Origin of the sequence: Actinoallomurus purpureus, assembly GCF_024055795.1 — a bacterium.
Lineage (GTDB): Bacteria > Actinomycetota > Actinomycetes > Streptosporangiales > Streptosporangiaceae > Actinoallomurus > Actinoallomurus purpureus.
This window is the reverse complement of sequence record NZ_JAMXMY010000026.1, coordinates 69,587-82,607: the sequence shown is the minus strand read 5'-3', so window position 1 is coordinate 82,607 and position 13,021 is coordinate 69,587. Positions and strand designations below refer to the sequence as shown.

Sequence of the window (13,021 nt, the reverse complement as noted above, 5' to 3'; positions counted from 1 at the left end):
CCACAACTCCCTGCCGTCGCGGGTGATTACTATGCATTACTCCGTTATTGTCATTAACATGACTACGCCTATTCACGGAACATCGAGGCAGGTGGGATGAAGCGCAGGTCGCGCGGGAACGTTTCAGTGCCGGGAGTCTTCGCCCGGGTCACGGCGGCGCTCGCCGGAGGGGCACTGGCCCTCACCATGAGCGCATGCGGACGAGAGGACGGGCCACGGGCCGGGGCGGTCAGGTCGAAGATTCCCGCCGCGAAGGACGCCCCCCACTTCGACCCGCCCGTGAGGTTCGCGCCGAACGGCCGTCCGCTGCTGTCCACGGCGACCGGACCGGACGACGCGGGCGACGTGGCGGTGGCCGGACGCCTGGCGTACTTCCAGGATGCCGAGGGACTCCGGGCGGTCGACGTGACCACCGGCGATCCCTCGTGGAGCGCCCGGCCGGGGGCGGGCGCGACCGTTGACGGCCGGGACATCAGACCGGCCATCGTGTCCTCGGGCGGCCGGGAGCGGGTCGTCGGACTCTTCCCCGGGAAGCTGCCGGGCCATGGCACCACGGCCGCGACGCCGGTGCTCGAGGTCCTCGTCGTCGACCCGGCAACCGGGCGTACGGTCAGTGACGACGCACTGCCGCTGCCGCCGCACCTGGCGGGGGAGGACTTCACCTACCACCAGATCGTCGGCGCCGACGATCAGGCGATCGTCATCGGGCTGAGCGGGTCGGGGGTGGACGCCGTCGTGGTCGTGGACCCGGCCGCACGCCGGATCCGCTGGGCCCGGCGCGGGGTGATCCCGGTCGCCGCGTCCGGCGGTCGGGTCGTCGTCATCGGCACGGTGCGCCTCGCCGGCATCTTCGGCGGCGGCAAGTACCGGCTGCAGGGCATCGACGCGATGACGAACGCGGTCCGCTGGAGTACGGCCCCGGTCTTGACCCACACCTACGAGGCCGGCCCCGCCGGACCGACGCTGGTGGCGCTGTTCGCCGGGGACGGAGCCGACGGCCTCCTGGACATCTCCACGGGCAGGCGGCGTTTCCGGTTCCCGGACCAGAGCGTCCGCTACGACTGCGTCCACGACGGTAGGTCGGTGACCGTCTGCCATTCGACCCACCAGGTCCTGGCCTTCGACGCGGCCACGGTGCGGCCGCTGTGGGAGCTGCCGAAGGGCGGGAGGACACAGCCCACGGTCACCGCCGTGTGGCATGGCGCCCTCTACGGGACCACCGCCAACGGCCCCGTCGTCCTCGACGCCCGCACCGGTCGCGATCGCGAGACCTCGCCGGGCGCGGCACCGTCACTCGTCGGCCCCTATGGCGCCATCGTCGAGCAGGACCATTCCCTGGTCTTCCAGGCCGCCGCCGGGTAGGCGCCGGTGGGCGTCAGCGCGCCGGCGGTTCGTAGACGAGACCGAGCGAGGCGACCAGCTCGACGAGCATCTGGTCGAACAGCGGACCGTGATCGTCGATGCCGACCCCGAGATGGCCGAAGATCTCCAGACAGACCGCGGCGTAGATCCGATGCCAGCACGTCAGAAGGATCCAGATGGCTCCGAGCGGGAGGTCGAGCCCGGTCGTCCTCCGGTAGGCGGCGAGTTCGTCGCGCAGGGCGGGGGCGAGCTCCGCGTCCGGAATGACGGCGAACGGCCGCTGCCGCCAGAGCTCCTCGAACAGGCCGCCGAAGAGGTGGGCGAGCCGCACCACCCAGCCGGCCGAGATCTCGCCCTGCGCCCGGCCCGAGGTCCCGTTGGGCGACCCGAACAGGAACGCGAACTCCGCGGGGTGCTCCAGGGCCCACGTGCGGATCGCGTTGGTGGCGCCGGTGAGCCGCGTGAGCAGATCGTAGGACGGGTCGGCGGCCGCCGTGAGCGTCGCCACCAGGTCCTCCACCAGGTCGGAGGCGACCGCGCGTACGAGGTCGTCGTGACTCTCGTAGTACCGGTAGATCGCGGGCGCGGTGATCCCGACCTCGCGGGCGATCGCGGCCAGGGTCATCGCCGCCGGTCCGTCGGCCCGGAGCAGCCGATGCGCGGACGCCCGGATCTCCCGGTCGAGCTCGGCTCGCAGGCGCTCGCGTCGTGTGGTCATCGCGACCCGCCTCTCCTGTCGATCACCTGGCCCGACCAGGCTAACGCCGGTCTGCGACGCGGACGGTCTCGACCCAGGACGGCGGGGCCGGGGCGTCCGCGCCGATGAGGGCGGCGATGAGGCGGGCCGACGCGGGTTCCTCGGGCCACGGGGTGAATCCGTCGGTGAGCACGATCACGACGCCGGGCCGTTCGGGCAGGGCGAGGGCGGCCCGGATGCCGACCCGCATGTCGGTGCCGCCGCCACCGGCGAGCGTGACCTGCTGTGCGGACGTCACCCGGGAGGCGGCGTGGACGTCGGCGTCGCAGGCCAGCACGGTGACCCGGTTGCCGCCGACGCCGACCTCGCGCAGCACACCGGTGACCTCGCCGAGGGCCGCCGCCAGGTCGTCCTCGCCCATCGACCCGGACGTGTCGACGACGATCGCCACCACGGGGACGGGTCGGCGCAGGCTGGGCAGGACGACGTCGCGCGACGCGGCGGCGCGCAGGGCGGCGGTGCGGCGCGACGGGCGGCGGTACGTGTAGTCGACCGCCCCGGCCGCCCACGCCACCGCCTCCCGTACGGCGCCCGCCAGCATCCGCCGCCAGTCGACCGTGGGCTCGAGGATCTGCTCGGCCCACCGCCGCCAGCCAGAGGGGAGGTCGCCGCGGTTGCGCTGGTGGGCGCGCATCGCCTCGGCGGTGTGCCGGCGCAGCGCCTCCGCCTCGACCGGGCCGACCCCGCCCGGCCCATCGGTTCCGGGGAGCTCCCATCCGGCCGGCGAGCCGTGGGCGCCGGAGCCGCAGTCGGAACAGGTGGCCGAGGGAGGCAGGTGGGGCAGGTACTCCTCGAACAGCCGTCCGGCGTCCAGCCCGAAGCCGCGGGGCTCCACCCGACCGGCCGGCAGCGCCAGCCCGTCGGCGATGAGGTCGTCGTTGATCTCGCAGTCCTGGGCGACGTTGAGGCGCAGCCGGTCGCGCTGGTCCGCGGCGGGCAACCGGTCCGCGCGGCCGTGGTGGTCGCGCAGCAGGTGCGCGACCTCGTGGATCCACACGCCCGCGAGCTCCGGAACGGGCGTCGCGTCCACGAAGGCCGGTGACACGTAGCACCGCCAGTGCCGGTCGACGCCCATGGTCGGCACGCCCTCGCTGGGCACGACCGTCAGCGAGTACAGCGCTGAGGCGAGGTACGGCCGGTCGGTCGCGGCACGGTACCGCGCCGCGAGCAGCTTGACCCGGTCGAGCCCGGCCATGTGTCAGGCCTCGCCGGGCAGCGCGCCGGACAACTGGAGCAGGTCGACAAAGGCGTCGATGCCGCTGGGCACCGGCCATTCGGTGTCGCGGAGCACGGCCAGGTCGGCCGCCGCCCGGGCCGCGACGTCGGGCACGCCCGCGTCGACCGCCTTGGCCAGCACCGTCCAACCGGCCTCCCAGCGCCGGCGGGTGAGGTCGGACTGCACCGCCGAGACGACCGCGGTCAGGAACGCGAGCTGCCGGTCGCCCCGCTCGGGCAGCGCGAAGGCGTCCGGGTCGGCCAGGACGCGGTTCGGATCCGGTAGGTCCAGCTCTTCGAGATAGGACAGCAGCTCCAGCCCGGCGCCGTCCCCGACCGCGCCGACCACGGCGGCGGCGACCGCCTTCTGGCCAGCGCCGGTCGCGTATCCGGTCGCGAGCAGCCGCAGCGCCATCTCCCAGGTGCGCGGTGACGGCCAGGCGCGGCCACGGCTCTCCGCGTCGCCGGGCAGGTGGTGGGCCAGGCCGGGCCGTGCCGTGAGGAAGCCGGAGATCACCCCGCGGGCGCGGGCCACCGCGCTCGGCACCCGGGCCGGGTCGACGCGCGGAAGGGGCACCGCGGGCCAGGTCCCCGCCATTCCCCGCGCGACCGTCCGTGGGTCGTGCGTCCACTGCAGGTGGACGAACCGGTTGGCCAGCGGAGGGCTGAGGTGCCAGCCGTCCGCGGCGCTCGACGGCGGGTTGGCGGCGGCGACCACGCGGACCGGCTCGGGGAGGGTCAGGCTGCCGACGCGGCGTTCGAGGACGACCCGCAGGAGCGCCGCCTGCACGGCCGGGGGAGCGGAGGACAGCTCGTCGAAGAACACCAGGCCGCGTCCTGCCGTGGCGAGCCGGACCGCCCAGTCCGGCGGGGCCATCGGCACCCCGGTGGTGGCCGGGTCGTCGCCGACGATCGGCAGACCGGCGAAGTCGGACGGCTCGTGCACGCTGGCGATGACCGTCTCCAGCGGGACGCCGAGCCCGGCGGCAAGCTGCCGCAGGCCTGCCGACTTGCCGATGCCGGGCTCGCCCCAGAGCAGCACCGGCAGGTTCGCGGACACCGCGAGGGCCAGGGCCTCCAGCTGCGGGTCGGCGGTCGGCTCCGTCCGCCGTGCGTCGAGCCGGCGCACCAGGTCGTCGGCGGCGGCCAGCGGGTCGTCGGCGGGGACGCCGTCGGGTGTACTCACTCTTCCTCTTCCTGCCGATGGGGCCAGGGCCACCGTCCGTGGCCGAGGCCGGGGTGGTCGCGGTCCAGCTCCTTCTTGAGGAAGGCCAGGTCACCGCGTTTGCACCGGTGGATGTGGTCGCGTACGGAGGAGCCCCAGCGGTCGGTGACGTCGGTCCGCGCGCCGGCGTCCAGCAGTGCCCGGACGACCTCGACCGGGGCGGAGCGGCCCACGGCGACGAGCAGCGGGGTGCTCTCGTCCTGGTTCACGGCCTCGATCCGCGCGCCGGCGGCGAGCAGCGCCCGGACGAGCCGGGCCGATCCGCCGTGGCCGACCGCGGTGAGCAGCGGAGTGGAGCCGTAGTGGTCCCGGGCGTCGACGTCGAGGCCGGCCGCCAGGAGCCGTGGCAGCAGCTCTTCGTGGTCGAGCAGGTGGAGCGTGTGCAGGAGCGTGCGCCGCCCGCCGCTGCGGATGTGCGGGTCCATCCCGGCGTCCAGGAACCGCAGCACTCCCGGCGCGTCACCGTGATCGGCGCGGGCGAACACCTCACGCCGTTGCGCGCGCAGCGCCTTCGGCAACCGGCCGGTGCCGGACCGTACGACCGGCAGGACGGTGAAGCAGCCGGTGACGGCGCCGCCGAGCGCTCCCAGGGCGCGTTCGCGCCGTTGCTCGTCCTCGTCGTGCGGCACCCGCAGCGCACCGTCCCGGAACGCGACGACGTGCCATTCGCCGCGGCACCGGACCCGTACCGGGGCGGGGGGGACGTCGGGACCCGGCGGCCCGATCGGGCCGCCGGTGGTCGCCCGCCGTGGGAACAGCGCGGCGCGGACCAGCGGATGCAGGTGATCAGGGCCGACGTCGCCGCGCCGCAGCAGGTCGAGGTCCGGCAGCCGCCGCCAGCACGCCTCGGCCAGCGCGGGAATGTCGCCGGTGTGGCCCGCGTCCACGAGCCGGGCCCGCAGGCCGCCGCGGTCGAGCTCCAGCAGCACCGCACTGCCCCAGGGGTACGGGGGCGGGACCTGGTAACGGCTCCCGAGGCCTTCGCCCTGGAGACGCCGGACCTCAGGACCGAGACGAGTCAGGGCCAGCGGCAGCCTCTCCAGGACGGCCAGTGGCTCCATCCGGTGGGAGGAACGGTTCATCCTGGGCGGGGTCGCGTCCAGTTCGATCCCGGCCGCGGCGAAGGCCGCCTCGACCTCGCCGCGCTCGTGCAGCAGGGCGGCCCACTCGGTGAGCGCCACCGGGTCTACGGGACCGGGAGGGGCGGCGGGCAGCGCGCGCGGGGTGCCGTCGGCCGCGAAGAACGGCGCGCGGTCCCCGCCGCCGCAGCGTTCGAGTAGTTCACCGGCGCGCCGCGCGTCCCACAGATGCCGGGCGAAGGTCCAGTCCTGCACGTGCTGCGCGGCGTGCTGCCCGTCGCGCTCCTTGACCCGGCCGAACCGCAGCACGAGGCGCTGCGGCCCGTCGACCGTACCGGGCGTCACGACGTGGAGGTACGGATGGGCCCCGGCCCGGCGCCCGTAGCCACGCAGCACGACCCGCAGGCCGGGGCGGATCGTCGTCCGCTCGGCCGGCCCCCGGGGCAGGTGCCAGCGCAGCAGGTCGGGGGCGAGGTGGAGCAGGTCGTCCTCGAGCTCGGCCGCGACGGCGTCGCCGTGATCGTGGGCGACGTCGGCCAGGTCGAAGGGGACATCGACGTCGGCGGCCGCGCAGGCGCCGCGCCAGTCTCCGGCGAGCCGGTGTTCGGTGGCCTGTTCGATCATCCACCGGGGCACGGCGTACCGCCGGATCCGCCGCAGGTGCCCCGCCGTCTCCGGGGTGTAGGACTTCGACCACGCCCGGCGCGCGCCGGACGCGGGCCGGGGCAGCGGTGTACCGATGGCGTTCATTCTTCCTCGGTGAGCTCGGGATGCTCGCGTTCGATCCGTTCCATGAGGAAGTCGAGATCGTCCCGGTACTGCATCTCGACCAGCCGGTGGAGCGACAGCTCCTCACCGTGGATCTCGCCCTTCAGATCGATCCGCGCCCCGGCGGCCAGCAGCGCCCGGACCAGTGCCACCGAGCCGTCCCCGCAGATCGCCGCGAACAGAGGCGTGCGCCCCTCCACATCCCTCGCGTCGATGTCGACGCCCGCTCGCAGGACACGAGCCGGCAGCCCGTCGTGGTCGAGGAGGCGCAGGGTGTGGAGGACCTCTCGTCGGCGGGGGCCGCGGACGCGGGGATCGATTCCGGAGTCCAGCAGGTGCAGGAGGTGGAGCAGTGTGCGCCCCTGGCCGTCGCGCACGCGGGGGTCGACACCGGCGTCCAGCAGCGCGAGCACACCGGGAAGGTCACCGTGGTGAATCCGCGCGAACAGTTCGTCGCGCTGGGCACGCAGGCCCTTCGGCAGCCGTCCGATCCCCGACGTCCACGTCTCCCGTACGGCGAAGCAGCCCGCGACCGCGCCGCCGAACGCCCGCAGCGCGCTCTCCCGCCGCTGCTCCTCCTCGTCGTGCGGGATGTGGAGGACACCATCGCGGGCCGACACCTCGTGCCATTCGCCCCGGCATCGGACGCGGACCGGGACGGGGAGCTCGGGGCCGGGTGGTCCGATCGGGCCGTCGGCGGCCGTCCGGGCGGGGAACAGCGCGTCCCGTACGAGCGGGTGCAGGTGCTCCGGGGGAGTCCGCCCGTCCCGCAGCAGATCCAGGTCGGGCAGGCGGCGCCAGCAGGCCTCCGGCAGGACTGCGGTGCCCTTTGGATCATCACCCGTGGAGGCGGCCACCCACGCGCGCGGCCCGTCCCCGGGGCCGCCCAGGTCGAAGAAGACGGCGGCGTACTGCGTGTACGGAATCCAGAACCGGTCATCGCCGGTCGGCTCGGCGAGCCGCCGCAACTCCGGCCCCAGCCGGGTCAGGGCCAGGGGCATGCGCGCGAAGGCGTCGAGCGGGTCCACGCCCTTCACGCTGAAATACGGCTCGACGTCGACGGGCGACGGGTCCAGGTCGATGCCGGCGGCGGCGAAGGCGGCCTCGATCTCGCCGCGTTCGTGCAGCAGGGTGACCCATTCGGTGTGCGCCGCCGGATCGGCGGTGCCGGGCGCGGTTCCGGGGAGCGCCGTGCGCGGGCTGCCGTCGGCCTCGAAGAACGGCGCGCGGTCCCCGCCACCGCAGCGTTCGCGCAGCTCGCCGGCGTGCCGTACGTCCCACAGGTGCCGGGCGGCGCTCCAGTCCTGGACGACGTTGCGCCAGAACGCGCAGTACGTCACGTCGGTCTCCAGGAAGACGGCCTCGGCCCGCGCCCTCCCGAAGTGCAGGGTCAGCCGTTGCGGCCCGTGCGCCATCCAGCGGGGCGTCCCGACGAACAGCGCCGGGGTGTCGGCTCGCCCGCCCGGGCGGGCAAGCACGATCACCTGGTCGGGGACGAGCGTCGTACGCCCGCGGTCCAGGCGGGGCAGGTGCCAGCGCAGCAGGTCGGGGGCGAGGTGGAGCAGGTCGTCCTCGAGTTCGGCCGCGACGGCGTCGCCGTGCTCTCCGGAGATGTCGGCCAGGTCGAAGGTGACGTCGACGTTGGCGGCCGCGCAGGCGCCGCGCCAGTCTCCGGCGAGCCGGTGTTCGGTGGCCTGTTCGATCATCCACCGGGGCACGGCGTACCGCCGGATCCGCCGCAGCCGCGACGCCTCGTGCGGCGGGTGGGACCGGGACGGCGTACGAGCCGGGAACCCGGCGGGAAGAGCGGCGTTCACCGGTAAAGGCTCCCGATGGCGTGCACGTCCGGGTGGGGCCCGGCGGCGGGCCGCAGGCGGGGCGCGAGGGCCCGCTTCATCCGGCGGGGCACCCCCGGCCCGAACCCGACGTACTCCAGGCGGGTGTCGTCGGGGACGGCGGCGAGCACGGCCTTGGCCCCGCGTCCGGTGATCCCCGTACGGCGGAGCTCCAGCCGGCGCAGCGGACTGCCGGGCAGCGCCGCGGCGAGCGTCGCCGCTCCCGCGTCCCCGGTGACGTTGGCGGGCGCGCCGAGGCTGCGCTCGGACGGCGGACGCCCCAGGTCCAGCGCCTCGATGCCGCCGAGGGCGCCGGCCAGCGCACGCGCGCCGTCCGGCCCGATGCCGTTGCCGCCGAGGCCGAGACGCACCGGCCGGGCCGGGTCGGCCGCCGCCGCGAGCGTGGCGGCTCCGGCATCGCCGAGATGGTTGGCCGGGACGTACAGCTCGCGCACGCCCGCGTCGCGCACCAGCGCCGCCAGGGTGCCGGCCGACTCGGGCCCCAGCCCGTTGCCGCCGAGGAACAGCCGCTCGACCGGATCCGTCCGCTCGGTCAACGCGGCCAGCAGCGCCCGAAGACCGTCCTCGGTCAGCCCGGTGTTGACCAGGTCGAGGGTGCGGATCGTCGTGTTCCGGCGCAGCATCGCGGCGAGTGCCCGCACCCCGTCATCGCGTACCGGGTTGCGCTTCAGCCACACGGCACGGACGGTGGTGTCGTCGGCCAGCCGCCCGGCGAGCGCCTCGGTACCGGTCGCGTCGATGCGGTTGCAGCCGAGGTAGAGCGTCTCCAGACCGTGCCCGGGGACCAGCGCGTCCGCGACGGTCCGGGCCCCCTCGCTCCCGATGGCGTTGGTGCCGAGCAGCAGGTGCGCGGCGTGCGGCGAGGCGACGGCGACGGGAAGCAGCAGGGCCGCGCCCGCCGGGCCCAGCCCCTGTTTGCACAGGTCGATCCGGCCGTCCGGGCGCACGGTGCCGAGCGGGAACGTCTCGTCGGCCGTCACCGGGGCCGGGTCGGCGAGGCGGACGAGCAACGGCCGCAGGTCCGCCGGGTCGGCCGGCGGGACGTCGGGATGCTCGATCGCGGGGCAGCGTACGGGCGTCGGCTCCATCATCACCAATCCACCGGTCGGTAGTCCTTCAGGAACAGGCCGGACAGGCGCTCCCCGCCCACGCCCCGCACGATCGGGTCGTACACCCGGGCGGCGCCGTCGATGACGTCCAGCGGCGGGCGGAACCCGGCCTCCCGCTGCACGGTCTTGTCCGGATGGGGGCGCTCGTCGGTCACCCAGCCGGTGTCCACGCTGTTCATGGAGATGCCCGAGGCCGCGTAGTCGGGCGCGGAGGTACGGGTCAGCATGTTCAGCGCGGCCTTGGCCATGTTCGTGTGCGGGTGGCGAACGGTCTTGTGGCCCCGGGAGAAGCTGCCCTCCATCGCCGAGACCTGCACGACGTACCGGTCCGGCCACGGTGACGCCTCCAGCAGGCCGCGCAGCCGGGACGTCAACAGGAACGGCGCGAAGGAGTTGACCATCTGGACCTCCAGCCACTCGGCCGGGTCGACCTCGTGCAACCGGAGGCTCCAGCTGTTGCGGTCGCGCAGGTCGAGTGGCTGCCCGGTCTCGTCCGTACGCCCGGCGGGGAACAGCGCCTCGAGAGTGTCGTCCCACGCCGCGACGGCCGTCGTGCCGTCGTCCGCTCCGATGCCGCCGGGGGAGCGGTCCGGGCGCCCGGCCGCGGCCGCGGGCGCGGGGAGCGCGGGCTCGCCGGTCACGGCCGCCGCGTCGGTCACGTCGATCCGGGCGGCGAGGCCGGTGAGGGGCTCGCTCTCGGCCACGCGCACCTCACGGTGGTACACGCCGGGGCGGCGGATCGTCTGGGCGGCGTTGTTGACGAGGATGTCCAGGGACGGAAACTCCCGGTGCGCGGCCTCCAGCAGGCCCGCCACGGCGGCCAGGTCGAGCAGGTCGACCCCGTGCACGCGGAGCCGGTCCAGCCAGTCGGGAGCGTCGGGGACGGCCGCGAACCGGCGCGCCGCGTCGCGCGGGAAACGGGTGGTCACCAGGACCTCAGCGCCGTCGCGCAACAGCTTCAGCGCGAGCTGGAAACCGATCTTCACCCGCCCGCCCGTCACGATCGCGCGGCGGCCGCGCAGGTCGCACCGGGCGTGCCGGCGGGCCAGGTTCTCCTCGGCGCACGCCGGGCAGAGCAGGTGGTACTCCGGGTGCACGAGCCGGTAGTGCGTCTTGCAGACGTAGCAGCGCCGCGCCTTGACCAGCGACCGCCCGGCCCCCGCGGGCCGGTCGCCCGGCGAACCGGGCCGCAGGGCGGGGTCTTGCTCCGGGGAGCGCATTGTCGGTGCGGGCCCGTGGCTCGGCGACACGGGACGCCGCTCCGATCGCGTCGACGTCACGGGCCGGTCGCCCGGCGGGCCGGGCTCGGGCGCGGGGTCCTGTTCCTGGTAACGGGTCGCGGCGGCGGTCGCCTCGCGATCGTGCCGTCTGCGGTCGGCATGCCGGGACGCCTTCCGAGCCTTCTTGCCCGCGCGATACAGCTGCGTGGCGGCCTCGTGCACGGCCGCCCAGCCGGGGTCGTCCGGATGGGCCGCGCGGGCCTGGCCCATCACGCGCAGGCACGCGTCGATCTCGGCCTGGTCGGGGACGGTGCCGGATCCGCCCGGTCGGCTCCCTGGCCGGTCGGGATCGACGACCACGGACACCCCCACCGATCGGCTCTACGAAAAGGGGCAAGGCCGGCCGGATTCGAACCGGCGTCCTCCAACCCGCTGTAAGGCGCGACGACCTCTGCGCTACGGCCCTGCCGCGAGAGAGCGTAGCGAACAACCCGGACACTTCGGGATTGAACAGGAGGGATGTGCTCTTCGGTGCGTCGACCCGGCCCGTCGGTGGCCGATGCCGACCGACCGGATCGGCCGGTGTAAGTGACAGGACCGACCGGATTCGAACCGGTGTCCTCCTGATCTGGAGTCAGGCGCGACGACCTCTGCGCTACGGCCCTGCAGGGGCGAGCGTAACGAACGAAGAGCGGCGAACCGGCCGGATTCGAACCGGCGTCCTCCTGCTGTGGCGTCAGGCGCGACGACCTCTGCGCTACGGCTCGCCGCGAGAGAGCGTAGCGACACAGGGCGGCGAAGAACCGAAGCGGCGGCCGATGGTGGATCTCAGCGCGGGCGGCGCGGTTGTACGGATCCGGGTGTCGAAGGGCGGAGCGGTAGGACCTTCACTCGCGGATCGACGCCACCTGGCGCCGGAAATTGCCGACAAATGCCGGGAGGAAAAAGCGACTTAAATAGCTTTGCTGTCAAGGGAAATGCTTTACCTTTTGGCGTCTTGACGGCTAGCTGTGGTCCATCTTCAATGGATGTCGCAGACATTGGAGGCTTTCGCTAATGAAAACCTACGGCTATGACTACGTTTTCTCGTTGAACGTCGACACGGTCAACGAGATCCTGGCCGGAAATCTCGAGAACGTCGACCAGACCATTGACTATTCAGCGGTGGACAAGGATAGTGGGTCGACGATCACGTTGAATGCTCGGCTCGCGCCCTGGCAGATGGTGGGCGGGCAGAATTCCTTGATCAACCTCAACGTTCCCATCAGTCAGGGATCGCTCGCGCTGACGGGCGGAGCGATCACCGGCAGCTACGACCTCAGTGGTGTGACACCCGAACTGCAGATCACACTCGGCTGGGTCGGAGCGGGCGACCAGCAGGTGGAAAAGGGAAGTGGCGACCAGACGCAATTGACCTTCAATCCTGATCCCAGTGCCGACCAGAACAACCCCGGCTACGTCGCAACGCTAAAGATCAACGATCCCGATAACCGGCTGGACACGGTGGGCACGGGGATCCTGTCGGGGTTGATGGCCGACGCGCTGTTCGCGAACCGGGACAACGTCGCCTACGTCTTCGCCAACGTGAACCCGACGCCGCCGGAGCTGGCGTCGTGGCTCAGTCCGGGCGAATGGCAGTACTTCGTCTCTCAAGGCGATGGCAGCGACGGTGCGCTGTGCTTCTTGTGCATGTTGAACGACGGCGATGCCTTTCCGTCCCAACCCGCCTTCGACTCATCGGCCCTGCAACCCTCGGCGAACAGCGTGGTACTGATCTCGCAGCCGACGTTCTTCGCGCACGTCGTGCTGCCGGCAGTCCAGTCGACGTTCCCCGGTGGGACGTTTCAGCAGACCACCACGGACGGGTCGTCATCGATCACCAACAGCGGGGACTTCAACGTCGATACGGTCGCGGTCACCTCCTACTCGCTCACCCCGAGCGCCGCCGGAGACGGTCTGGCCACGAGCTCATCAGGTGGCGGCCCGCTGACGTTCCTGTTCGGGCTCGCCGATCTGCCGGATGCCAGCTACAACTGGACGCTGACCACGGTCAATCCGCTGAGCTATGACGGCACGGACATTACCTTCGCCGTCGATCCAAACCCTGTGGAGCAACAGAACACCACCATCCATTGGTATGACTGGGCTCTTCTCGTCGTTGCCGGAATCTTTACCGACGACGAGCTTTATGCGGCCATCCAGGCCCTTGTCGAAAAGTTCGCCGACCAGGCGCAGAACGTCGGTATGTCCACCATCAACGCCAACATCCAGAAGGCCACCGGCGGTGCCGTGATGAACCTTGGCCAGGTCATTGACTGGACCAAGGGTGGCCAGACTCTCACCCCGTCCACCGTGGGTATGAGCGAAGCGGTCTTCATCGCCGGCAACCTCAAGGTTCCGAACTCGCAGAATCAAGGATGAGGGAGCATC

Annotated in this window: 9 protein-coding genes and 3 tRNA genes; 2 read left to right on the top strand and 10 right to left on the bottom strand. The window is 72.9% G+C overall.

Translation table 11 applies throughout. The annotated features are described in order from the left end of the window. The first annotated feature begins 126 nt into the window (after positions 1-126). A complete protein-coding gene (locus NE236_RS36210; protein WP_252846759.1) occupies positions 127-1,362 on the top strand; it encodes an outer membrane protein assembly factor BamB family protein in 1,236 nt (411 codons plus the stop codon). A gap of 13 nt (positions 1,363-1,375) precedes the next feature. Here the strand turns inward: NE236_RS36210 and NE236_RS36205 are convergent, their stop codons facing one another. From NE236_RS36205 to NE236_RS36160, 10 genes are all read right to left on the bottom strand, one after another. Continuing rightward, a complete protein-coding gene (locus NE236_RS36205; RefSeq protein ID WP_252846758.1) occupies positions 1,376-2,080 on the bottom strand; it encodes a TetR/AcrR family transcriptional regulator in 705 nt (234 codons plus the stop codon). A gap of 40 nt (positions 2,081-2,120) precedes the next feature. After that, a complete protein-coding gene (locus NE236_RS36200) occupies positions 2,121-3,314 on the bottom strand; it encodes a vWA domain-containing protein (protein WP_252846757.1) in 1,194 nt (397 codons plus the stop codon). Positions 3,315-3,317: 3 nt separating this feature from the next. After that, a complete protein-coding gene (locus NE236_RS36195; RefSeq protein WP_252846756.1) occupies positions 3,318-4,520 on the bottom strand; it encodes an AAA family ATPase in 1,203 nt (400 codons plus the stop codon). Further along, positions 4,517-6,388: an ankyrin repeat domain-containing protein gene (locus NE236_RS36190; protein WP_252846755.1), complete on the bottom strand. Its 1,872-nt coding sequence runs from the start codon at positions 6,386-6,388 to the stop codon at positions 4,517-4,519. The genes NE236_RS36195 and NE236_RS36190 overlap by 4 nt, the downstream gene beginning before the upstream one ends. After that, complete coding sequence (locus NE236_RS36185) at positions 6,385-8,223, bottom strand: ankyrin repeat domain-containing protein (RefSeq protein WP_252846754.1); 1,839 nt, start codon at positions 8,221-8,223, stop codon at positions 6,385-6,387. The genes NE236_RS36190 and NE236_RS36185 overlap by 4 nt, the downstream gene beginning before the upstream one ends. Then, positions 8,220-9,353, bottom strand: a complete 1,134-nt coding sequence (locus NE236_RS36180) for a leucine-rich repeat domain-containing protein (RefSeq protein ID WP_252846753.1) — start codon at positions 9,351-9,353, stop codon at positions 8,220-8,222. Before NE236_RS36180 ends, NE236_RS36185 begins: the two co-directional genes overlap by 4 nt. Continuing rightward, positions 9,353-10,963, bottom strand: coding sequence for an SDR family NAD(P)-dependent oxidoreductase (locus NE236_RS36175; protein ID WP_252846752.1), 1,611 nt, complete (start codon positions 10,961-10,963; stop codon positions 9,353-9,355). The genes NE236_RS36180 and NE236_RS36175 overlap by 1 nt, the downstream gene beginning before the upstream one ends. Positions 10,964-10,985: 22 nt before the next feature. Then, positions 10,986-11,057: transfer RNA gene (locus tag NE236_RS36170), tRNA-OTHER, on the bottom strand. A 126-nt stretch (positions 11,058-11,183) separates the two neighbouring features. Next, positions 11,184-11,256 (bottom strand) — tRNA-Trp (locus NE236_RS36165). A 29-nt stretch (positions 11,257-11,285) separates the two neighbouring features. After that, positions 11,286-11,358, bottom strand: a tRNA-Trp gene (locus NE236_RS36160). A gap of 289 nt (positions 11,359-11,647) precedes the next feature. Here NE236_RS36160 and NE236_RS36155 point away from each other — a divergent pair. Beyond that, the gene (locus NE236_RS36155) at positions 11,648-13,012 is read left to right on the top strand and encodes a TULIP family P47-like protein (protein ID WP_252846751.1); all 1,365 of its coding nucleotides are present in this window, start codon (positions 11,648-11,650) and stop codon (positions 13,010-13,012) included. The last annotated feature ends 9 nt before the right edge of the window (positions 13,013-13,021 follow it).